This window comes from Pseudomonas sp. FSO-7, from assembly GCF_059579345.1.
The window spans coordinates 458,175-481,457 of the sequence record NZ_CM184193.1 but is presented as its reverse complement, the minus strand read 5'-3'; the positions used below and the strand labels follow the sequence as shown (position 1 = coordinate 481,457).

Below are 23,283 nucleotides of genomic sequence, written 5' to 3'. Positions count from 1 at the left end.
CAAAAGAAGCGGCCGCTGCGCGCCCGAGCGGGAGCAAGCTCCCTCGCCACAAAAGCGCGCCGACCACCACAACCTCAAACCACCGCAGCCCTGCGCTGCACAAACCGATCGACATACTCATCCGCCGGCGAATGCAGGATCTCCCGGGGCGTGCCGACCTGGATCAGCTTGCCATCCTTGAGAATCGCAATGCGATTACCGATGCGCACGGCCTCGTCGAGGTCGTGGGTGATGAAGACGATGGTCTTGTGCAGGGTCTTTTGCAGCTCCAGCAACTGGTCCTGCATTTCCGCGCGGATCAGCGGGTCGAGGGCGCTGAAGGCTTCGTCCATCAGGATGATGTCGGTGTCCGCCGCCAACGCTCGGGCCAGGCCGACGCGTTGGCGCATGCCGCCGGAGAGCTGGTGCGGGTATTTGTTCTCGTAGCCCTTCAGGCCCACGGTGTTGATCCAGTGCAGCGCCCGTTCGGCGCAAACTTGTTTGCTTTCGCCACGCACTTTCAAGCCGTAGGCGACGTTGTCCAGCACGCTCTTGTGGGGCAACAAGCCGAAGCTCTGGAACACCATGCTGATCTTGTGCCGACGAAACTCGCGCAGGGCGTCCATATCCAGTTGCAGGATGTCTTCGCCGTCCACCAGGATCGCGCCACTGGTAGGATCGATCAGCCGGTTGAAGTGGCGCACCAACGTGGATTTGCCGGAGCCGGACAGGCCCATGATCACGAAAATCTCGCCAGTGCCGATGCTCAACGACAGGTCGTTGACGCCGACCACGCAACCGGTTTCGGCCAGTACCTGGTCCTTGGTCTTGTTCTGGCGGATCAGCTCCAGGGCTTCCTTGGAGCGATTGCCGAAAATCTTGAAGACGTTCTTGACTTCGATCTTGCTGATGGCTGCGTTACTCATTTGCTCACCTCATGCCGAGGACGACCATAGGCCTGGGTAATGCGGTCGATGACCACGGCGAGAATCACGATGGCCAGCCCCGCTTCCAGGCCGCGCCCGACGTTGAGGGTCTGGATGCCCACCAGCACGTCTTCACCCAGGCCTCGGGCGCCGATCATCGAAGCGATGACGACCATCGACAGGGCCATCATGGTGGTCTGGTTGATCCCGGCCATGATGCTCGGCAGGGCCAGGGGCAGTTGCACGCCGAACAGCTGCTGCCAGCGGTTGGCGCCAAAGGCGTTGATGGCTTCCATCACTTCGCCATCGACCTGGCGAATGCCCAGGTCAGTCAGGCGAATCAACGGCGGCGCGGCATAGATCACCGTGGCGAAAATCGCCGGGACCTTGCCCAGGCCGAACAGCATCAACACCGGAATCAGGTACACGAAGCTGGGCATGGTCTGCATGATATCCAGCAACGGCATCAGCACCGAACGCAGGCGATTGCTGCGCGCCGAAAGAATGCCCAGGGGAATGCCGATCAACACCGAGATCAGCGTCGCCACCAGCATCAGGGCGAGGGTCTGCATCAGTTTGTCCCACAGGCCTACCGCCCCCACCAGGAACAACAGGCCGACGATCACTGCCGTGGCCACGACCTTGCGGGTGGCGTGCCAGGCAATACCGCCGACGATGGCCAGCATCAGCCACCAGGGCGCCATGCGCAGCAGGCCTTCGAGGTTGACGATGGCCCACAGCAGGGTGTCGGAGATGTGCCGGAACACATCGCCATAGTTGGTCACCAGGGAGTCGACCCAACCGTTGACCCAGTCGGCGATGGAGAAGGTAAAGCTTTCGGGAAACATAAGAGACTCTCGATCAAGTGGATGCGGTGAACGTCCCGGCCAGCCCCACGGTTGGCCGGGAAAGATTCGACCTACAGAGCCGCGTCGATTTTCTTGGCAGCGTCTTCGCTTACCCAGGCGTGCCAGACTTCAGGATGTTCCTTCAGGAAGATCTTCGCCAGTTTTGGCGACTCGATCCGCTCTTTGGCCATGCGCCCGAGGTTCTGGTTCAGGATATCGATGGGCAGGTTGACCTTTTCCAGCACCGCCACCAGTTCCGGGGCTTCGTCGTGGAAGGTCTTGGACAGGCCGACCTTGATGCTCACGCTCTTATCCACGCCCGGTTTTTCTTCCAGTTTCACCAGGTCCACCTGGCCCATCAGCGGGGTTGGCGACCAGTAGTAGAACAGGATCGGCTCGCCACGCTTGTAGCTGGACAATACGGCCGCATCCAGGGCCGGGCCGGTGCCTGGGCGGAAGTTGGTGTAGGTTTTTTCCAGGCCATAGCTTTTCAGCATCTCGCTGTTGTCCAGCTCGCAGGTCCAGCCGGCCGGGCAATTGTAGAAGCGGCCCTTGGACGGCTCTTCCGGGTCCTTGAACACGGCGGCGTACTGGCCCAGGTCGGCGATGTTCTTCAGGCCTGGCGCCTTGGCTTCGAGCTTGCGCTTGGCGTCGCCTTCGATCACGTAGCGCGGCACGTACCAGCCTTCGATGGCCCCCACCACCGGCGCACCGACGCCCACTACTTTGCCGGCCTTCTCGGCCTTGTTCCAGACTTCACTGCGGCCGACCCACTCTTCGGCGAACACCTGGATGTCGTTGCTGCTCAGGGCGTTCTCCATGGTGATGGAGTTGCCCGGCAGGCTGTCGGTCTTGCAGTCGTAGCCTTTTTCCAGCACCACTTGCAGGACGTCGGTCAGCAGCATGCCGCTTTCCCAATTCAGACCGGCGAATTTCACCGGTTTGCCCGACTCGCACCAACCCGCCGCTTGTGTGGCGCCGGCGCTGGCCAACAGGCCCATGGAAAGCAATGTGGTCAGCAGGGTCTTGTTCGACTTCATTATGTGACGCTCCTAATCAGTTGGATTGGCTTACGGCAGTCAAGAGGCATCCAGCCCTGTCAACGTCCCATCAGACCGCTTGGATGCGGCCCGCCCTGCTCGGTTGTGCGTCAACCGCGTCCTGCTCGAGCGGCAGGATCAATTGATCGGGTACTGCGCTGTGCCACTTCCTGGCGAGGACGTAATACAGCGCCGCCGGGACCACCAGGCCGATGATCCAGGAAACATCCACACCGCCCATGGCTCCCACCAGTGGACCGGTATAGAACTTGGTGGCGATGAACGGCAATTGAACCAGCACGCCGAAGACATAAACGCTGATACCCAAGGCGTTCCAGCGACCGTAGCGGCCGTTCGGATCGGCCAGTGCCGGCACGTCATAGCGCTCGCGCGTGATGCAGTAGTAGTCCACCAGGTTGATCGCGCTCCAAGGCGTAAAGAACGCCAGCAAGAACAGGATGAAGGACTTGAACGCACCGAGGAACGAGTGCTGGCCCAGCAGCGCGATCAGGGTCGCCGCGCCGACGATGAACAGCACGAAGACCAGACGCTGCAAGCGCGTGACGTTCAGGTGCCCCCGGAAACCGCTGATGATGGTGGCAATGCACATGAAGCTGCCGTAGGAGTTCAGCGTGGAGATGGTGACCTTGCCGAACGCGATGCTGAAGTACAGCAGCGCAGCGGTGGCGCCGGTCCCCCCCAGGCCAACGATGTAGGCCACTTCGTGACCCGCGAACTGCCCATTGGCCGAGGCGGCGGCAAATACCCCGAGGATCATCGCCACCTGTGCGCCGATGACTGAACCGGCGCCTGCGGCAAAAAAGGTTTTCACCGAGGACGTCTTGCTCGGCAGGTAACGCGAATAGTCCGCCACGTAGGGGCCGAAGGCGATCTGCCAGGAGGCTGCGAGCGATACTGCAAGCAGAAAGCTGCTCCAGCTGAAATGGCGGATCTGCAGGAGTGCGCCAACGTCCGTCTGGCTGATCAGGCGAGCGAACAGGTAAACAAAGGCAATCACACCAAGGACGCTGGCGACACGGCCAATGAAGTGAATCACCCGATAACCGAGCACGGTGACCAGCACGATGACACTGGCGAAAATGAGGATGCCGACACTGTCGCTGACGCCAAACAACTGGCCCAGCGCCTGGCCGGAAAGCACGGTTCCCGTTGCGGTGAAACCCAGGTACATCAGGCACACCAGCACGATCGGGATGGCCGCGCCATACACACCAAACTGCACCCGGCTGGAGATCATCTGCGGCAGGCCAAGCTTAGGGCCTTGCGCGGCATGCAAGGCCATGACCCCACCGCCGAGCACTTGGCCGATCAGCAAACCGATCAACGACCAGAACACATCACCGCCCAGCACCACCGCCAATGCACCGGTGACAATGGCCGTGATTTGCAGGTTGGCCCCCATCCAGAGGGTGAACTGGCTCAACAGCCGACCGTGTCGCTCCGCTTCCGGGATGTAGTCGATCGAACGCTTCTCGATCAACGGCTTGCTGCTTGCGCGTGTGCTGGTGACAGCCATGGTTCAACCTCTGGTGGATTGTTCTAGTTCGAGCGATGCTTTTGTGGGAGCGGGCTTGCTCGCGAAAGCGGTGCGTCATTCAACACATGCCTCGGATGTAAAACCGCCTTCGCGAGCAAGCCCGCTCCCACATGGGTTCTGCATTACTTGCCGGTGATCATCGGCAGATTCAGCCCCTGCTCTTTCGCGCAATCAATGGCGATCTGGTAACCGGCATCGGCATGGCGCATCACCCCGGTGCCCGGGTCGTTGTGCAATACGCGGGCAATGCGCTCGGCCGCTTCGTCGGTACCGTCGCAGACGATTACCATGCCCGAATGCTGGGAGAAGCCCATGCCGACGCCGCCACCGTGGTGCAGCGACACCCAGGTCGCGCCGCTGGCGGTGTTGAGCAAGGCGTTGAGCAGCGGCCAGTCGGAAACCGCGTCGGAGCCGTCCTGCATGGATTCGGTTTCACGGTTGGGACTGGCCACGGAACCGGAGTCCAGGTGGTCGCGCCCGATGACGATCGGCGCCGACAACTCGCCGCTGCGCACCATCTCGTTGAAGGCCAGGCCCAACTTGGCGCGCTGGCCCAGGCCAACCCAGCAGATCCGCGCCGGCAAACCCTGGAAGCTGATGCGCTCGCGGGCCATGTCCAGCCAGTTGTGCAGGTGGGCGTCGTCGGGGATCAGTTCCTTGACCTTGGCGTCGGTCTTGTAGATGTCCTGGGGGTCACCGGACAGCGCAGCCCAGCGGAACGGGCCGATGCCGCGGCAGAACAGCGGACGGATATACGCCGGGACGAAGCCGGGGAAGTCGAAGGCATTTTCGACGCCCTCTTCCTGGGCCATCTGGCGGATGTTGTTGCCGTAGTCGAAGGTCGGCACGCCCATTTTCTGGAAGGCCAGCATGGCTTTGACGTGGACGGCCATCGATTGCTTGGCGGCTTTTACCACGGCGGCGGGTTCGGTCTTGGCACGGGCACGGTATTCGTCCCAGGTCCAACCGGCCGGCAGGTAACCGTTGAGGGGATCGTGGGCGCTGGTCTGGTCGGTGACCATGTCCGGGCGCACACCACGACGGACCATTTCCGGCAGGATTTCGGCAGCATTCCCGCACAGCGCGATGGAAATGGCCTTGCCTTCGGCGGTGTATTTCTCGATACGCGCCAGGGCGTCGTCGAGGTCTTTGGCTTGCTCGTCGACATAGCGAGTCTTGAGGCGGAAATCGATGCTCACTTGCTGGCATTCGATGTTCAGCGAGCACGCACCGGCCAGGGTCGCGGCCAACGGTTGTGCGCCGCCCATGCCACCCAGGCCGGCGGTCAGGACCCAACGGCCCTTGAGGTTGGAGTCGTAGTGTTGGCGACCGGCTTCGACGAAGGTTTCATAAGTGCCCTGCACGATGCCCTGGCTGCCGATGTAGATCCAGCTGCCGGCGGTCATCTGGCCGTACATGGCCAGGCCCTTGGCGTCGAGTTCGTTGAAGTGTTCCCAACTGGCCCAGTGCGGCACCAGGTTGGAGTTGGCGATCAGGACGCGAGGGGCGTTGCTGTGGGTCTTGAACACGCCCACCGGCTTGCCGGATTGCACCAGCAGGGTTTCATCGTCGTTCAGATTGGTGAGGCTTTCGACGATCTTATCGTAGCACTCCCAGTTGCGCGCCGCGCGGCCGATGCCACCGTAGACCACCAGTTCCTTGGGGTTCTCGGCCACTTCCGGGTCGAGGTTGTTCATCAGCATGCGCAGCGGCGCTTCAGTCAGCCAGCTCTTGGCGGTCAGCGTGTTACCGCGAGGGGCGCGGATTTCAACGTCACGGTATTTTTCGGGTTTGCGGGTAGCGTCGGTCACAGCAAAAACTCCTCAGCGATCAATCCAGACCAGCCCGGGCAGTGGGCAGCGATTTAGCGAACGTTGCGTAGAAGATCGGTGACTCATACGCATACGTCTTTACTTGTATGTACAAGCATATGCAATCAAGCGGCCAACTTGTTGGAAGCGATGTTCAGGAACGGTTGGGGAATTGGCTGAAAGCCTTGTGATTTAAGGGTTGCTGGGCTGCATGAAATTTTTGAAGAGGGTTTTCGAGGGGAAAATCGGCGGGGCACAAAGGCGTGGTATTGCGCCACGCTGGGGCGTTCGGTAACAAGTTGGTGCGCGGGAAGGGAACAATGAGCGCGCTTTTTGTCGCGAGGGAGCTTGCTCCCTCGCCACAAAAAGCGTTTTTGCAGACGCTTAATGGGCGGTCAGTTCGATCACACAGCATTGACCGTGGATGGAGACATCCACCAGCCCGGTGTTACCGCTCACTTGCAAACAGTCGTAGAGGCCCAAATCAACGGCGGATTCACCGATCTTGATGGCCAATCCCGGGGCGGCACTGAACACCAGCACCGTCTCCGCCCCGCTGAAAAACCGCTGCTGGCCACCCAACCACTGCAACCGCGCGCGGTAACGCTGTGGCGCGTAGATCAGATTGAAGTCGCGAATCGGCCCGCCCAGCAGCGTGCAATGGACATGGCTCTCGCCGCTGAACGCAAAAGGGTCCAGCGGATGCAAAGCCCGCGTGGCCTGGCCATCGACGTTCAGCGTCATGCCGTCACCTTGCAAAACGCTGATGACCCGCTCGTAACCGGCAAATGTGGAAAAACCACCCGACTCACCGATATCGGCAATCGACAGGCGCCAGCCAAAACCTTCCAGGCCGGCGCCGGCATCGCGGGTGATTTCTTCAGTGCTGCCACCGCCGTTTTTCCACGGCATGCGGGGGTAATCTGCTGCGCGTAAAACCTTCAACTGGCTCATTTATGAAAGCGTCCTTCCAGGCTGTGGCGAGAACCCGGATGGATCAGGCGTGCGGCGGTCACCGGTTGGCGTCCGGACCAGGTGCGGCGGCGGATCAACAGGCACGGCTCGCCCCGCTCGATCTGCAGCAGCTTGCATTCGCTTGGCTCGGCCAGGATCGCTTCCACCACGTGCTCGCCTTCGGTCAGCGGCGCAACCTGATTCAGGTAGGCGTAAGGGGTTTGCACGGTGAAGTCCTGCTTGAGGTATTCGGGCGCCACCAGTGCGTTGACGAAACGGTCCTCGATTTGCACGGGGATGTCGTTCTCGAAATGCACGATCAGCGAATGGAACACCTTCTGGCCTTCGCGCATGTCCAGGGCCAGGGCTCGCTCGGAACCGGCCGCCTCTTCTTCCAGGGTGATCACCTTGCAGGTGTGGCGATGACCACGGGAGGCGATTTCGTCGGCGATGTTGTGCACTTCGAACAACGCGGACTGGCTCTTGGGTTCGGCCACGAACGTACCGACCCCCTGCATGCGCACCAACAGGCCGTCGGCGGTCATTTCCCGCAAGGCACGGTTGATGGTCATGCGACTGAAGCCCAACTGACTGACCAGCTCGCTTTCCGACGGCACGCGGTAATGCGGCGGCCAGTTTCCACTGTCGATCTGCTGGGTGATCATCTGTTTGACGCGGGCGTACAAGGGCGCCGGACTGTCACCCATGTGTGCGGCCAGCGGCGGTTTGGCAGGCGGAGTCGGCACGGCGGTTCCCTGTTCTGCGGATAAGGTTGCTAGCTTGCCGGAGTTTACCGGCCAGGCAAACGTCTGTATATGTATATACAAATTACGCACGATGAGGTTGAACCATGTCCGCCTTCTTTGCCGAACGCGCGCTGCTGCCTAATGGATGGGCCCATGATGTACGTCTTGAGGTCGATGCCAAGGGCGTCCTGACCCATATCCAGGCCGGCTCACACGCAGACGGCGCCGAACGGCTGGGCGGCCCGCTGTTGCCGGGCATGCCGAACCTGCACTCCCATGCCTTTCAACGGGCCATGGCCGGGCTGGCGGAAGTGGCGGGCAATCCCAACGACAGTTTCTGGACCTGGCGCGACTTGATGTACCGCCTCGTCGGAAAAATCAGCCCCGAGCAACTCGGCATCATCGCCCACCAGCTGTACATCGAAATGCTCAAGGCCGGCTACACCTCGGTCGCCGAATTCCATTATGTGCACCATGACATCGACGGCGCGCCCTACGCCGACCCGGCGGAGCTGGCCCTGCGTATCAGCCACGCCGCCAGCGCCACCGGCATCGGCCTGACGCTACTGCCGGTGCTCTACAGCCATTCCGGTTTTGGCGGCCAGGCGCCCAATGACGGGCAACGCAGGTTCATCAACAGCACCGAAAATTACTTGAAGCTTCAATCCCGCTTGCAGCCGATCCTGGCCGGGCAACCGTCCCAGGCCCTGGGCCTGTGTTTCCACTCGCTGCGCGCCGTGACACCCGGGCAGATCCAGGACGTGCTGGCCGCCAGCGACCGTGATTGCCCGGTGCACATCCACATCGCCGAGCAGCAGAAGGAAGTCGATGACTGCCTGAGCTGGAGCGGCGCCCGTCCGCTGCAATGGCTGTACGAAAACACCGAGGTCGACCAGCGCTGGTGCCTGGTTCATGCCACTCATGCCAACGCTCAGGAAGTCAGCCTCATGGCCAAGAGCCGGGCGATTGCCGGCCTGTGCCTGACCACCGAAGCCAACCTGGGGGACGGGATTTTCCCGGCCGTGGATTTCCTCGCCCAGGGCGGGCGCCTGGGTATCGGTTCCGACAGTCATGTGTCCTTGAGCGTGGTCGAAGAATTGCGCTGGCTGGAATATGGTCAGCGCCTGCGTGACCAACGGCGCAACCGCTTGTATCGGGCGGATCAGCCGATGGTCGGCCGCACTTTGTTTGACGCGGCCTTGGAAGGCGGTGCCCAGGCACTGGGACAACCGGTCGGTGCCCTCGAAACGGGTAAGCGCGCCGACTGGCTGGTGCTCGACGGCAACGATCCGTATCTGGCCACGGCCAATGGCGACGGGATTCTCAATCGCTGGTTGTTTGCCGGCGGCGATCGCCAGGTGCGGGATGTAATGGTGGGAGGAAAGTGGGTGGTGCGCGATGGACATCATGCGGGGGAAGAGGAAAGCGCCCAAGCGTTTACCCAGGTCTTGCGCGAACTCCTGGGCTGACGCCGGTAGATATTCAGAAAAACGCCCCCGGTAACCAATACCGGGGGCGCTACTTCAGCGGCTGACCACCTCCATGGACTTGCCAGCAACCTTGGCCTGCCTCAGCGCATGCTCGATGACCACCGCCTCGATACTACGAACGCTGGTGCCCAGCAGCTTCTTGGCTACGACCAGCCCATACGCCGCCAGCTCGTCACTGGCAATGTCGCCAGCCATGGGCGGCACTTGCACCAGAAGCACACCGTCGCTCAGCAGGGTCACCTGGAGGCTCATACGATTGCCGTTGGCCAGTGCAACTGCGCCTTCGACCGAGCCGGCACCGGAGCGTTGCAACACAGGAGCCTGACGGTTACCTGCATTGGCCAGCTCCAGCGTAAAGCTATTGCCCAGGTCGGTCGCGGAGTACTGCCCTTCCCCACTCAGCGGTTCGCCCGCACGGGTGCGGTAAAGCGCCAGGCTTTTTTGCACTGCGGGCTCGGAGACACCATCGGCTACAGCCAGACTCATCCTGCCATTGCCGTTGAGTACCGCGTCCTGCAGGACCAGCTCATTTACACCGACAAAATTCGAGGTAGCGTTAGCCAGGCTCGGGGTGTCGCTGAACAAGGCTGTCGATGGAATCGGCTGCATAGGGGATAGCCCTTCAACAACCACCTGATCTCCCGGGCGCTTGATGGCGACCTCGGTGCCATTGACCCCCTGCGCCGCGTTGATCAGACCGACTGGCGTGTTAAAAGGCTGCTCAATGTTTGCCGTGCCCTGTAACGGTTGGCCAGCCAATTGATAATTGGCCGCATCGTCGCCCTGCAACAACAGGTCGACATTCACCGTCTTGCCTTGACCTGCATCGGGTGTATCAAAGAGCGCCTCACCCGTCGCACCGACCACGTCACCGGCGATCACCCCATCCAGCGCGATATCCCGAATGGTCGCCGTGTTTCTACCATCGTAAGGTTTATCGGCGATATCGACCGTCGCATTCAGCTGCTTGCGGTCGATATCGGCGGTGCCGACCTGCGCGGTGGTATCGAAGGCGTAGTTGTTCGCCTCGTCACCGGTCAGGGTAACGCCCGAACCGCTTACCGCTTTGTCCTGGCCGGCGTTCTTGTTGATAAAGGTGCCGGTAGTACCACGGGTGGTCACCTTGCCTTCATCACCGTCGACGATACCTACCAGCAAGAGGTTACTCAGGTTGGCCGTGGTGGTGCCGTCGTAGGTTTTATCAGCCACGTTGGCGGTGGCGGTCAGTTGCTTGCGGTCGATATCGGCAGTGCCGATCTGCGCGGTGGTGTCGAAGGCGTAGTTGTTCGCCTCATCACCGGTCAGGGCAACGCCCGACCCGCTTACCGATTTGCCCTGGCCGGCGTTCTTGTCGACGAAGGTACCGGTAGTGCCGCTGGTGCTGACCTTGCCTTCATCCCCGCCAACGACGCCGACCAGCAAGAGATTGCTCAGGTTGGCCGTGGTGGTGCCGTCGTAGGTTTTATCAGCCACGTTGGCCGTGGCGGTCAGCTGCTTGCGGTCGATATCGGCGGTGCCGATCTGCGCAGTGGTGTCGAACACGTAGTTGTTCGCTTCGTCACCGGTCAGGGCAACGCCCGACCCGCTTACCGATTTGCCCTGGCCGGCGTTCTTGTCGACGAAGGTACCGGTAGTGCCGCTGGTGCTGACCTTGCCTTCATCCCCGCCAACGACGCCGACCAGCAAGAGATTGCTCAGGTTGGCCGTGGTGGTGCCGTCGTAGGTTTTGTCAGCCACGTTGGCCGTGGCGGTCAGCTGCTTGCGGTCGATATCGGCGGTGCCGATCTGCGCAGTGGTGTCGAACACGTAGTTGTTCGCTTCGTCACCGGTCAGGGCAACGCCCGAACCGCTTACCGATTTGCCCTGGCCGGCGTTCTTGTCGACGAAGGTACCGGTAGTGCCGCTGGTGCTGACCTTGCCTTCATCCCCGCCAACGACGCCGACCAGCAAGAGATTGCTCAGGTTGGCCGTGGTGGTGCCGTCGTAGGTTTTGTCAGCCACGTTGGCCGTGGCGGTCAGCTGCTTGCGGTCGATATCGGCGGTGCCGATCTGCGCAGTGGTGTCGAACACGTAGTTGTTCGCTTCGTCACCGGTCAGGGCAACGCCCGACCCGCTTACCGATTTGCCCTGGCCGGCGTTCTTGTCGACGAAGGTACCGGTAGTGCCGCTGGTGCTGACCTTGCCTTCATCCCCGCCAACGACGCCGACCAGCAAGAGATTGCTCAGGTTGGCCGTGGTGGTGCCGTCGTAGGTTTTGTCAGCCACGTTGGCCGTGGCGGTCAGCTGCTTGCGGTCGATATCGGCGGTGCCGATCTGCGCAGTGGTGTCGAACACGTAGTTGTTCGCTTCGTCACCGGTCAGGGCAACGCCCGAGCCGCTTACCGATTTGCCCTGGCCGGCGTTCTTGTCGACGAAGGTGCCGGTGGTGCCACTGGTGTTGACCTTGCCTTCATCCCCGCCAACGATGCCAATCAATGCCAGGTTGCTCAGGCTGGCCGTGGTGGTGCCGTCGTAGGTCTTGTCGGCCACGTTGGCCGTGGCGGTCAGCTGCTTGCGGTCGATATCGGCGGTGCCGATCTGCGCAGTGGTGTCGAACACGTAGTTGTTCGCTTCGTCACCGGTCAGGGCGACGCCCGAGCCGCTTACCGATTTGCCCTGGCCGGCGTTCTTGTCGACGAAGGTGCCGGTGGTGCCACTGGTGTTGACCTTGCCTTCATCCCCACCAACGATGCCAATCAGCGCCAGGTTGCTCAGACTGGCCGTGGTGGTGCCGTCGTAGGTTTTATCAGCCACGTTGGCCGTGGCGGTCAGCTGCTTGCGGTCGATATCGGCGGTGCCGATCTGCGCAGTGGTGTCGAACACGTAGTTGTTCGCTTCGTCACCGGTCAGGGCAACGCCCGAACCGCTTACCGCTTTGTTCTGGCCGGCGTTCTTGTCGACAAAGGTACCGGTGGTGCCGCTGGTGTTGACCTTGCCTTCATCCCCGCCAACGATGCCAATCAACGCCAGGTTGCTCAGACTGGCCGTGGTGGTGCCGTCGTAGGTTTTATCAGCCACGTTGGCCGTGGCGGTCAGTTGCTTGCGGTCGATCTGACCAACAGTGCCGCTGACGCTGGAGGCATCGACCTGATAGCCGTAGACCTTGACATTACCATTGGTCGCTTCGGACACATTGACGTTGTCCACGGTAACCAGCTTGCCCGCACCAGCGTTCTTATCCGCGTAAGAGGCGGCACCGAACGAAAGCACATCGATGCTATCGCCATCGATTGCACCGGACATGGCAAAGTTGGCGTCCGTCACGGTCGCGGTCGCGTTCCCATCATAGGTCTTGCGCACCTCCCCTTGCAGCTCAACATTGACCTTGGGCGCATAACTGTAGAGGTGGCCATTGCCCGAACCCAACACCGTGTCGCCGTATTGCGCAGCGTATTGCTTGAAGGCGGCAGCCAGCCCACCCCGGGTATCATCCAGTGGGCTGCTGGAATAGGTCAGCCAGCGACCGTTGTTGGCAACCAATGCGTTGGCGCCAGCCTGGTTGACGAAATTGCGCGCGGCGACCAGCACGACGGCATCGCCAGTGCCCTGCGCGGTCACTGTACCGCCGCTGCCGATGACCACATCCCCAGTGCCCGCCCGAGCAGTGAGGTGCCCGTTCGCATGGGTGTTGCGCAGCGCTCCATCGACCTGGATGTTGCCGTTGAGCAAGGTCAGGTTGTTGTTGGCGTTAAAGCCGAAGCCAGAAGCATCGACCGAGGTGGTGCCAGTGCCATCGGAGCGGCCAATCGTGAGGTTGCTGACCCCCAGCAATTTGCTGATGTCCGTAGCGGGCGCGTTCGCGTCCAGAAGGATACCGCCGCCAGCATTGCCGCTGCTGCTATTCAACTGGATGTTAGTGGTCACATTGTAGGGTTCCAGGCGAACGCTGGCAGTACTCACGTTCTGCAGCGTTGCCTGGGTGAAGTCGACGTTATTGGCACGCAGCGTCAGCTGGCCGCTGCCGGTGTCCAGGTTGAGTGTGTTGGTGAAGTTGATCGCCCCATCCGTGTAGATCGAAGCCCCGCCAAGCATGGTCATCGGCGTGCTGAAGTTGACGTCGCCGCTCAGGTTGAGCAAGCCCGCCAGACGCTTCTCTCCGGTGGAGCCGCCCAGCGCTTTGCTGCCCATCGCATCGCCGAAATACAGCCGGCCTGTGCCGAGCGTGATGTTGCTGTTAAGGGTGGCGATGCTTTCAGGGAACGCGGTGGTGCCGAACGATAAGTAGAGGTTGCCACCGTTGGTGTCGATCGGCGTATTGATGGTCAATGCGCCACGACCGCCGCTATCGGAATCGCTGGACAGCCTGACGTAACCACCGCCAGTGGTCAGCGACCCGGCAATGGTCAACCCGTCGGCACCCAGCAAGGTGATGCTACCCGCTCCAGGGGTACCGCTACCGATCGTCGAGACATTGTGATCAGGTAAAGCGGCCACTGCGGGGTTTACGCCCGCTCCCGACGCAGAGAGGTTGAACACATTAATGATAGAGCCGGTGCCACCGCCACCGGCCTGCATGTAGATACTGCCTGTGCCGGAAACCTCAAGCGTATTGTTTGGGTTGGCGAAGGTAATGGTAGCGTTGCTGCCACCGAGCGTCTCGGCGCGGAAGCTCACGTTCTGCTGCAGGGAGATGACGCCGTCGCCACCATTGAGGTTCAGATCCGCGAAATTGATATTATCGGTCGCCTGCATCAGCACGTTGGCCATCTGGGCTTCAAGCGTCTGCTCGTAGACCGTCACGTTGCCGCTGCCGGCGGACCAATCGCCACTGGTACCGCTACCGCCGGAAACAGTGATATTGGCCGGGTCGAGCAACAGATCGCCCGTGCGTCCCTTGGCCGCGCGGGCATCGGTCTTACCGACATATTGCAGCTTCTGCTTGCCGGACACTTCGGCCTTGCCGCCGTTGCCGCCCTGGGCACCACCGCGGATGGAAATGTCGCCAGCAAAACGGTTATCCCCGTCAGCCCAGAACACAACCGTACCGCCGTCACCTTTTACAGTCGCATCCGCTTTGACTTTGACGTTACGCTCGACCGTCACCTGCCTGGCGTTGGCCACCTTGGCATCCTGGCCTTGCCAGCCGCCGCCGACCTTGATCGTGCCGCCACCGCTCGTCCCGCTGGCCTCAAGCGTGGCATTGGCAACGGCGATACGCTCACCCGTGACCACGATGTCGCCGCCTCGGCCATGTGTGGAAGAGGCATCGAGCGTGCCGGCGACCTGGGTCAAGCCGCCTTCGCTATCACCGTCAAGCAGAATGCGGCCACCGCGTTCCACCAGGCCTTTGGCCTCGATGAGGCCGGTATTGTTGATGACGCTGTTCAAGGCGGCGTCGGCGGAACGCGCGCTCAACGCAACCATGCCGCCGTCGGCGCTGATATGGCCATCGTTCTGAACCAGTGCGTCGAGCACACCGCGCTCGATGTTGACGTTCACCAGACCGTCGCCCTGGAAATCGAGGCTGACTTTATCGCCGGCGGCCAGCACGGTGCTGCCGCCTGGAGTACGGATCGTTCCGCTGTTGCCGACCTTGGGGCCGATCAGCGCGACCACGCCACCTGCTGCCGCATTGACCGTGCCTTGGTTGAGCACGGCGCCAGCGCCAGCACCGCCACTGAGCGTGGTCTTGCCGGCGAGAAAGTCCTGGTCGCTGATCTTCAGGGAGGACGCCACCAGACCGCCGACATTGACCTGGGCTCCTTGGCCGATCACCACCCCGTTGGGGTTGAGCAGCCACACCTGACCATTGGCGTTGAGCTTGCCCATGATCTGGCTGGCGCTACCGCCGCCGATGACGCGGTTGAGCGCAATGCTCTCGGCGCCTGGCTGGCGGAAAGTGACGCTGGCATCAGCCCCCACATCGAAGCTGTTCCAGTTGGTAACGAGCTTGCCTGTGTGCTGGTCGATGACCATATGGCTGCCGTTCTGCGAGATCGTGCCACTGCCACCGACGATGGATCCGCCGGTAGGTAGATCGGCCGCCTGGGCCACACCGCAACTGATCAAGCCAAGGACGGCGAGGGCACCGACGACACCACCGCGCTTGCCCCGCGCGGTGGAATGTTCTGCTACGGCAACGAACGCCTGATCGGCATCGCTCCAAACGAGGCGGTAAAGATGGTTCAACGAAGCGCGCTTCATGGGGTGCTCCTAAAGTTCGTAGATGACCGCAACGGGTTTGATCAGAATGCGTATGAGACTTGGATCCAGGCGCGCCAGTCGCTGGCGCGACCGTCCGCGTCCAACCCGGACTGTCCCCGTCCCGGGTTGTCGCCCAGCGTGCGCGCCGCGGCGGTGCGGACACTGAAATCGCCCGCCCACAGGTTGGCGCCCAGACCGACAGCATTCAGGTCATAACGGTTGGTATCGTCGGCATTGTTGATCGAGCCTGGCCAAGGGTTCTCGTTCAGCCAGACACGCCCGGTGTCGAAGAACCCGAGGCCCTGCAGCGTGACGCTTGGCAGTCCCAAATCGATGTTGCGACGCAGCTCCAAAGTGGCCAGCCAGCCATGATCCGCGGAGGCTTCGCCGACCGGATAGGCGCGAACACCGGCAGGACCACCCAGCAGGAATTTCTCCGAAGAGTCGAGGTTGTCACCGGCCCACTGCGCCGAAACGCCGCCGAACAGCGTCCACGGGCTTGCGGCCCCCAGGCTCTGCAAGCGCGAGACACGCAGGTTGAGCTTATGGAAGCTACCGTCGCTTTTGGCGCTTACACTGTCGGCAAACTCATCGTCACGGTTACCGGACAGATCAAGTTCGCCAAACGTCAGCGCCAGCATGGCATCCGTTACACCGCCACCGGCGAAACTGTCGAAGCGGTTACCGCTCATGGCAACGATGAAATTATTCAGCTCACGATCGCGCAGGTTGGTACCCAAGCCACGATCCTCGAGCGCTTTGTACTCATAGGTAGCGGACAGATTGAGATTCTGCAGCCGCGAGCGAATCAACGGATAACTCAGCCCCAGCGAACCACTACGGGCGGTACCGCGTAGATCCAGTGAACGGAATTGCTCCTGATCCACCTCATAGCGCAGATAAGAGCCCCCGACATTCAGGCGCAGCCCGGAGGCTGTCAGCGGCAGGCTGTAGGAGCCACCGACGATGTCGCTACCGGTGCTTTTGCTCAAGCCGATACTCAGCTGGTCACCGATACCCAATGGGTCGTTGACGTCTATTTGCGCATTGGCACGGGCCGTACCGGTACTGCGGTTGCCATAGTTGTCCGTCGAAACCCCGCCATTGACCAGGGCATCTTGCTTGGTGCTGATCAACAGACGGCTGGTGCCGGGCTCGTTGCCACGCTCGAGCGCAGACTGGGCACTGACGCCGGGCTGGTCATTGATCAGCAGCAAGGCCCGCTCCAGATCCTCGACTTGCAGCACCTTGCCTTCAGGGAGCGCTGCATCGGCGATACCCTGCAAACGTTCGGGGCTGCTGCGGGTGTTGCCGTTCAGTTCGATGCGTGAGGCGCCGGACTGCAGCCGCCCCTTGACCAAGGCGATCTCCAACTTACCCTCCGTCAGGTCCTGACGGGGGAGGTAGGCGCGCGCCAGCACGTAACCGCGTCCGCGAAGGTAGCGGGTGATACTGTCGACCAACTGCTGCAGGCCCGCATGATCGAGCGTCTTTCCGAGGACAGGCTTGACCAGCTCTTGAAGATTTTCCGCATCCGCAAGCTCTGTATCACCGCTGAAGCGAATCTCTTTGAGTTGCACGCGAAGCCCGGACTCTGCGGGACGGCTGGTGTCGGAGGGAAGCTCGAAGGCCGGTGGTGGTTCGGTGGATCGAGGCTCGGACGGCAGTGTCTGCTGGTGCTCGTTCAGCAACTGCCCGGCATCGGGAATACTCAGCGCGAGCACTGACGGGGCAGCACTGGAACCCGCCAGAGCGACGGCCCAATACAACAGACGCTTGCCCGCGCGAGCGCAAGCCTTGTAAGGAACTGGCATCGTACAACTCCATGAAAAAGGGAAACCACCTACCGTGCCTAAGCCCGACAGATGAAAAACCCGCGGAGTCTACTTACGCCGCCAACGACCCGACTTTGCCAGAGCGGACAGGAGCTTTGCCGGAGCGGATAAAACCGTTCAGTCACGCAAAACCGTGACGAACAATGCCTCTACAGCCCGTCGTGACGCCATGGCATGCGCTGCCAAGGCACACAGGTTGCCGCTGTATCGCAGGGTAATGGCAAATCCAACCTGAGCAGGCGGATCATTGAATTGAAAAGACCGCGGCCGCTGATGCGTAAGCCGCGGCCACAGGTTCTCGACAGGCGGGGGCAACCTTGAGCTTGAACTCACTGGAACAGGGTGTTCGCATCACCACGCACACCACTTCGGACGTGAGGCGTCGGCAGAGCGGCCCCTCGATGCGTCCACCTGCATCAGGCCCGTTCAAGCCCAAACCCAATTGATCCCGGGTGGCCGTTAATCCGAGGTCTTGGCCATCTGCCGATCCGACGCGCGCCAGATCAGTCGTGTCGTGTCATAACCCTGCTGGCGCGCCTTGCTCAGCAGTTCCTCGCGCACGACGCTATTGACGGTCGGCGTGCGGGACAGCAGCCACATGTAGCGGCGGCTCGGGTCGCCGACGATGGCGGTCTTGTAGTCATCGCTGACGTACAGTACCCAGTATTGCCCTTTCGCCACGCCCGGCACGATCCGTGAAAACCAGTTGTCGAATTCGACCCAGAGCTTGTCGGTCTTGCCCGGCACCTGCGGCGTGGCAGTGCCCTTGGCTTCTTCCCACTGCCAGTCCGAGGTCAGGCAGCGATTGAGCACACCCACGTTACCGTCTGGCTTGAGGGTGTAGTGAGCTTCCGATTGCGCGCAATTGCGCTGGAAATACATGGGCAGACGGGCCAACTCATACCAGGTCCCTTGGTAACGCTTGAGATTGACGCTGTTGACCGTCTTGGGTGCCAAGGGATCTTCGCCAGAAGTGGCACAGCCGGCCAATACCAGGCCAGCCAAAAGCACAAAAACTAACCGCATCATTATTTTTCTCCCGCAGGCCTCTGGCCTCGGTTTACTTCAGGCCTTGGCCGGAAAACATCAACACTTTGTCACCGGCGTACTGCACGCTGATAAAGCTTTTCTGGTCGCCCCAGGTGCAACTGGACATGCCGAGGGCGCCTGAGCAATCAGTCGGTTTCCCCAGCAACGTTTCGACTTCGGCCTTGGGCATGCCAGCCGACAGTTTCGAATAGTTTTCCTGGTTGACCTTGCTGCATGCGGTCAACACGACGCACATAAACAGCAGGGCGATAGATCGCAGCGACATGGTGTAACTCCTGGAACGGAAGGGAGGTGGCAGGGTGCCAACCTGATCCTTAGAAGAGAAAACCCCTATCTGGTTCCCTGACGCCCCCAGTATTTATTGGCTGTGCAGAGGTGTTTCATCGGTGAATCAACCGGTTTGTGACAGCGTCGTACCTTTCGTCGGGATTGGGCCCTTGGCGCCTGATGGGCCGGGCTTTTGCGCCGATAAAAAGTAACAGCGCAAAATCCTGCGTTATGGCAAATTGACAGCCCTTCCTGACCCGTCCCTCCGCGGTAGTTTTCTTAATGACCAGAAACATGAAATTCAGCCATAAAATCCTGCTGGCTGCCGCCCTCGTGGTGGCCGTTGCATTCGCCTGTTTCATCCTGTTCAACGACTATCGTCAACGCCAAAGCCTTTACGCCAGCACCGAGACCTCCATGCAGGAGCTCGGCAGCCTGACCAGCCGCAACATCCAGACGTGGGTCGACGGTCGTATCCAATTGCTGCAGTCGCTGGCCCAGCAGATCGCCGTGGACGGCAACAGTGCCGACAGCCTCAAGCGCGCCGTGGGCCTGCCGGCCTACACCGGCAACTTCCAACTCAGCTATTTCGGCGGCACCGACGGCGTGATGTTCTCGGTCCCGGCCGGCAATCGCGCCGCCGACTACGACCCGCGCGCCCGTGGCTGGTACAAGGCCGCCAACAGCGCACAGCAAACCATCGTCACCGAACCCTACATCGCCGCCTCATCGGGCAAACTGGTGATCACCGTCGCCACGCCGGTACAACGCCAGAACCAGATGATTGGCGTGGCGGGTGCAGACATCGACCTGTCCAGCGTCAGCGCCATCATCAACTCACTGAACTTCGGTGGCCACGGCCACGCGTTCATCGTCAGCGCCGACGGCAAGATCCTGATCCACCCCGATAGCAAGCGCGTGCTCAAGACCCTGGCCGAGGCCTACCCCAACGGCGCGCCACAAATCAGCCCGGGCGTGAAGGAAGTCGACCTCGACGGCAAGACCCAATTCATCTCCTTCACCCGCGTCAACGGCGTGCCGGGTGCCGATTGGTACGTGGCGCTGGTGCTCGACCAGGACACTGCGCTGGCGATGCTCAGTGAGTTCCGTACGTCGGCGCTGATCGCCATGGTCATCGCCGTGCTGTTCATCATCGCCCTGCTGGGCATGTTGATCCGTGTACTGATGCAACCGCTGCTGACCATGGGCCGCGCCATGCATGACATCGCCGAAGGCGAAGGCGATCTGACCCGCCGCCTGGTCATCCACGGCCAGGACGAATTCGGCGCACTGGGCACGTCGTTCAACCGTTTTGTCGAGCGCATTCACACCTCGATCCGCGAAGTGGCCTCGGCCACCGGCCAGGTCAACGAGGTCGCCTTGCGCGTGGTCAGTGCGTCCAACTCGTCGATGTTCAACTCCGACCAGCAGGCCTCGCGCACCAGCAGCGTGGCCGCGGCCATCAACCAACTCGGCGCCGCCGCCCAGGAAATCGCCCAGAACGCCGCCCTCGCCTCGCAACACTCCAGCGATGCCCGCAGCCTGGCTGAAGACGGCCAGCACGTGGTGGATAAAACCATCGCGGCCATGCAGCAATTGTCGGCCAAGATCAGCGATTCGTGCGGCAACATCGAAACCCTGAACAGCAACACGGTGAACATCGGCCAAATTCTTGAGGTGATCACCAGCATTTCCCAACAGACCAACCTGCTCGCCCTCAACGCCGCCATCGAAGCGGCCCGGGCCGGTGAAGCCGGGCGCGGCTTCGCAGTGGTGGCCGATGAAGTGCGCAACCTGGCCCACCGCACCCAGGATTCGGCGCAGCAAGTGCAGAAGATGATCGAAGAACTGCAAGTCGGCGCACGGGAAGCGGTACTGACCATGACCGACAGCCAGCGCCAGAGCGAAAGCAGCGTCAGCATCGCCAACCAGGCTGGCGAGCGACTGGGCAGCGTGACCCAGCGTATCGGTGAAATCGACGGCATGAACCAGTCCGTGGCGACCGCCACCGAAGAACAGACCGCCGTGGTGGAGTCGATCAACGTCGACATCACCGAGATCAATACCCTTAACCAGGAAGGCGTGGAAAACCTGCAAGCCACCTTGCGGGCCTGTGCCGACCTCGAGCAGCAGGCGGCGCGGTTGAAGCAGTTGGTGGGCAGTTTCCGGATCTAGCGCCTGGAAGGGGCCCCATCGCGAGCAAGCTCGCTCCCACAGCTGATCTCTTTGCCACAAAGATCTCTGTGGGAGCGAGCTTGCTCGCGATGGCGGCATCAGCCTCACAGGAATCAGATCAACACAGCCTGACGCAAGACTGAATTAAGACTAAACTCAGTCCATTCACTCTTTCGAGGCCAGCATCATGAAGCTGTCATCCCAAATCAAACCCATCAGCTATTTGAAGAGCCACACCGCCGAAATCGTCAAGAGCATTACAGAAAGCAGGGAGCCTTTAATCATCACTCAAAACGGTGAAGCCAAGCTCGTGGTTATGGATGTAAAAAGTTTCGAAGAACAAGAAGACACCATGGCGCTGTTAAAGCTACTGGCGATGGGCAACCAAGAAATTGAAAACGGTAAATTCAGAGAAATTGAAGATGTCTTCGGTGAGCTGGACAAGGCCGATGTCCAATGAAGTTAAAGATTGTCATTCTTCAGTCGGCTGAAACAGATCTTAAAGAACTCCGCGCCTATCTTATCGAACGATTTTCTTTTCAGACATGGCAAAACACTTATGCCAGCCTGAAAACGGCGATCCGTCATTTGGAGACCTTGCCTTATGCGGGATCGATTCCAGAAGAAATCGAAAGGCTGAATCTCGGTCAGTATCGTCAGATATTGTCAGGGATGAACCGAATCATTTATGAGGTGCGGGGCCAAACGATTTATATCCATATCATTGCCGATAACCGCAAGAGCTTGCCCACGCTGCTAATGAAGCGATTGCTTCGAAGCAGTCCTTAACAACTCACTAGAACCTGGACCCAGGCCTGTTCAAAAACTCCAGCTCATCAGCCGTAGACTCGCGCCCCAACACCGCATTGCGATGGGGAAACCGCCCAAACCGAGCAATGATCTTCTGATGCCGTTCGGCATAATCCAGGTTGTCTTCAAACACCGCCCGCTGCGCCTCAGGCTGCTCTCGCACCAGGTCGATAAACCGCGACACGGCTTCGTTCTGCACCGCGAGGTTTTCGCAGTGTTCAAGCACGAGGTAGATGAATACGCGTTGGATCGGTTTGAGTTGCAGATCGAAACCTGCGGCCAAGCCTTGGGCCACCAGTGCTTGGGCACGCAGATCGCCGGAAAAGGCCTTGGGCGTGTCGCGAAAGATCATTCGCGGCAGTTGATCGAGCAGCAGCACCAGGGCCAGCCAACCTTCGGGGCGTTGCGCCCAGTCGGTCAATCCGCCGGCCAGTGCCTGCTCGACCCGATCGCCGAAGCGCTCTTGCGCCTGGCGATCATGGTGTTTACCGAACCACAGCTTGCCCTTGTCAGCGGATATTTCGTCCGGTGTGTCGGCTGAACCGAACCACCAATCGAGCAACGGCTGCCAGGGCTCGGCCATGATTACTCCTTGTGATAGGCCGTGGCGCGCGCCACTTCTTCCTTCGAACCAAGGAACACGGCCACGCGCTGGTGCAGGCCTTCAGGCTTGATATCGAGGATGCGCTGGTGGCCGTCGGTGGAAGCGCCGCCTGCCTGCTCCACCAGGAACGACATCGGGTTGGCTTCGTACATCAGGCGCAGCTTGCCCGGCTTGGACGGCTCGCGGCTGTCGCGCGGGTACATGAACAGGCCGCCACGGGTCAGGATCCGGTGCACGTCGGCAACCATCGCAGCGACCCAGCGCATGTTGTAGTTCTTCTTCAGTGGGCCTTCTTCGCCTGCCAGCAACTCTTCGACGTAGCGTTTTACCGGGGCTTCCCAGTGACGCTGGTTGGACATGTTGATGGCGAATTCCTGGGTGGTTTCAGGAATGGTGATGTCTTCGTGGGTCAGGACGAAGCTGCCCATCTCGCGGTCCAGGGTGAAGCCTTTGACGCCGTCGCCCAGGGTCAGCACCAGCATGGTCTGAGGACCGTAGATGGCATAACCGGCGGCGACCTGCTCGGTGCCCGGCTGCAGGAAGGCCTTTTCATTCAGGGCTTCGTTCTGGCTCAGGTACTCGTTCGGGCAACGCAGTACCGAGAAGATGGTACCGACCGGCGCGTTGATGTCGATGTTCGACGAACCGTCCAGTGGGTCGAACACCAGCAGGTAGGCACCCTTGGGGTATTTGCCCGGGATCTGGTAGGCATTGTCCATTTCCTCGGACGCCATGCCGGCCAGGTGACCGCCCCATTCGTTGGCTTCGAGCAGGATTTCGTTGGACAGCACGTCGAGCTTCTTCTGCACTTCGCCCTGCACGTTTTCGGTGCCCATGCTGCCCAGGACACCACCCAACGCGCCTTTGGAGACGGCGTGGCTGATCTCCTTGCACGCACGCGCCACCACTTCGATCAAAAAGCGCAGATCGGCAGGGGTATTGTTGCTGCGGGTCTGCTCAATCAAATAGCGACTCAAGGTAACGCGGGACATGGACGGCTCCGAAGA

The 23,283-nt window shown here is 60.9% G+C and carries 17 protein-coding genes; 4 read left to right on the top strand and 13 right to left on the bottom strand.

Annotated elements, in window-relative coordinates; translation table 11 throughout:
- Positions 1–74: 74 nt before the first annotated feature.
- The 7 genes from AC515T_RS02090 to hutC form a co-directional block, all read right to left on the bottom strand.
- Positions 75–905: a quaternary amine ABC transporter ATP-binding protein gene (locus AC515T_RS02090; RefSeq protein ID WP_050586211.1), complete on the bottom strand. Its 831-nt coding sequence runs from the start codon at positions 903–905 to the stop codon at positions 75–77.
- Positions 902–1,753 carry an ABC transporter permease gene (locus AC515T_RS02085; protein WP_003196893.1) on the bottom strand — a complete coding sequence of 284 codons (852 nt, stop codon included), beginning with the start codon at positions 1,751–1,753 and terminating at the stop codon, positions 902–904. The genes AC515T_RS02090 and AC515T_RS02085 overlap by 4 nt, the downstream gene beginning before the upstream one ends.
- 71 nt (positions 1,754–1,824) lie before the next feature.
- Positions 1,825–2,793 carry an ABC transporter substrate-binding protein gene (locus tag AC515T_RS02080; protein ID WP_496531253.1) on the bottom strand — a complete coding sequence of 323 codons (969 nt, stop codon included), beginning with the start codon at positions 2,791–2,793 and terminating at the stop codon, positions 1,825–1,827.
- Between the two features lie 70 nt (positions 2,794–2,863).
- On the bottom strand, positions 2,864–4,330 hold the full coding sequence (locus tag AC515T_RS02075; protein WP_496531252.1) for a purine-cytosine permease family protein: 1,467 nt from the start codon (positions 4,328–4,330) through the stop codon (positions 2,864–2,866).
- 143 nt (positions 4,331–4,473) lie between these two features.
- Positions 4,474–6,162 (bottom strand): urocanate hydratase, encoded by a 1,689-nt coding sequence (gene hutU / locus AC515T_RS02070; protein ID WP_039592729.1) that lies wholly within the window; start codon positions 6,160–6,162, stop codon positions 4,474–4,476.
- A gap of 384 nt (positions 6,163–6,546) precedes the next feature.
- The gene (locus tag AC515T_RS02065) at positions 6,547–7,116 is read right to left on the bottom strand and encodes a HutD/Ves family protein (protein WP_496531251.1); all 570 of its coding nucleotides are present in this window, start codon (positions 7,114–7,116) and stop codon (positions 6,547–6,549) included.
- Positions 7,113–7,823, bottom strand: a complete 711-nt coding sequence (gene hutC / locus AC515T_RS02060) for a histidine utilization transcriptional repressor HutC (protein WP_207963178.1) — start codon at positions 7,821–7,823, stop codon at positions 7,113–7,115. The genes AC515T_RS02065 and hutC overlap by 4 nt, the downstream gene beginning before the upstream one ends.
- A gap of 143 nt (positions 7,824–7,966) precedes the next feature.
- Between hutC and AC515T_RS02055 the strand changes: the two genes are divergently transcribed.
- A complete protein-coding gene (locus AC515T_RS02055) occupies positions 7,967–9,331 on the top strand; it encodes a formimidoylglutamate deiminase (RefSeq protein ID WP_496531250.1) in 1,365 nt (454 codons plus the stop codon).
- A 54-nt stretch (positions 9,332–9,385) separates the two neighbouring features.
- Here the strand turns inward: AC515T_RS02055 and AC515T_RS02050 are convergent, their stop codons facing one another.
- The 4 genes from AC515T_RS02050 to AC515T_RS02035 form a co-directional block, all read right to left on the bottom strand.
- On the bottom strand, positions 9,386–15,535 hold the full coding sequence (locus AC515T_RS02050) for a YDG domain-containing protein (protein WP_496531249.1): 6,150 nt from the start codon (positions 15,533–15,535) through the stop codon (positions 9,386–9,388).
- A gap of 41 nt (positions 15,536–15,576) precedes the next feature.
- A complete protein-coding gene (locus tag AC515T_RS02045) occupies positions 15,577–17,349 on the bottom strand; it encodes a ShlB/FhaC/HecB family hemolysin secretion/activation protein (protein WP_496531248.1) in 1,773 nt (590 codons plus the stop codon).
- A 480-nt stretch (positions 17,350–17,829) separates the two neighbouring features.
- Complete coding sequence (locus AC515T_RS02040; RefSeq protein ID WP_122565265.1) at positions 17,830–18,399, bottom strand: lipocalin family protein; 570 nt, start codon at positions 18,397–18,399, stop codon at positions 17,830–17,832.
- A gap of 31 nt (positions 18,400–18,430) precedes the next feature.
- Positions 18,431–18,685 carry a hypothetical protein gene (locus AC515T_RS02035; RefSeq protein ID WP_003186715.1) on the bottom strand — a complete coding sequence of 85 codons (255 nt, stop codon included), beginning with the start codon at positions 18,683–18,685 and terminating at the stop codon, positions 18,431–18,433.
- 284 nt (positions 18,686–18,969) lie between these two features.
- Between AC515T_RS02035 and AC515T_RS02030 the strand changes: the two genes are divergently transcribed.
- The 3 genes from AC515T_RS02030 to AC515T_RS02020 all read left to right on the top strand — a co-directional run bounded on the left by AC515T_RS02030 (position 18,970) and on the right by AC515T_RS02020 (position 21,651).
- A complete protein-coding gene (locus tag AC515T_RS02030; RefSeq protein ID WP_496531247.1) occupies positions 18,970–20,862 on the top strand; it encodes a methyl-accepting chemotaxis protein in 1,893 nt (630 codons plus the stop codon).
- Positions 20,863–21,049: 187 nt separating this feature from the next.
- Entirely contained in the window at positions 21,050–21,322 is a 273-nt protein-coding gene (locus AC515T_RS02025) for a type II toxin-antitoxin system Phd/YefM family antitoxin (protein ID WP_496531246.1), read from the top strand.
- A complete protein-coding gene (locus tag AC515T_RS02020) occupies positions 21,319–21,651 on the top strand; it encodes a type II toxin-antitoxin system RelE/ParE family toxin (protein ID WP_496531245.1) in 333 nt (110 codons plus the stop codon). The genes AC515T_RS02025 and AC515T_RS02020 overlap by 4 nt, the downstream gene beginning before the upstream one ends.
- Before the next feature lie 7 nt (positions 21,652–21,658).
- Here AC515T_RS02020 and AC515T_RS02015 read toward each other — a convergent pair whose 3' ends face one another.
- Together AC515T_RS02015 and AC515T_RS02010 are read right to left on the bottom strand one after the other, a co-directional pair.
- Entirely contained in the window at positions 21,659–22,255 is a 597-nt protein-coding gene (locus AC515T_RS02015) for a DUF924 family protein (protein WP_496531244.1), read from the bottom strand.
- A gap of 2 nt (positions 22,256–22,257) precedes the next feature.
- Positions 22,258–23,268, bottom strand: a complete 1,011-nt coding sequence (locus AC515T_RS02010) for a class 1 fructose-bisphosphatase (RefSeq protein ID WP_018607993.1) — start codon at positions 23,266–23,268, stop codon at positions 22,258–22,260.
- Positions 23,269–23,283: the final 15 nt, after the last annotated feature.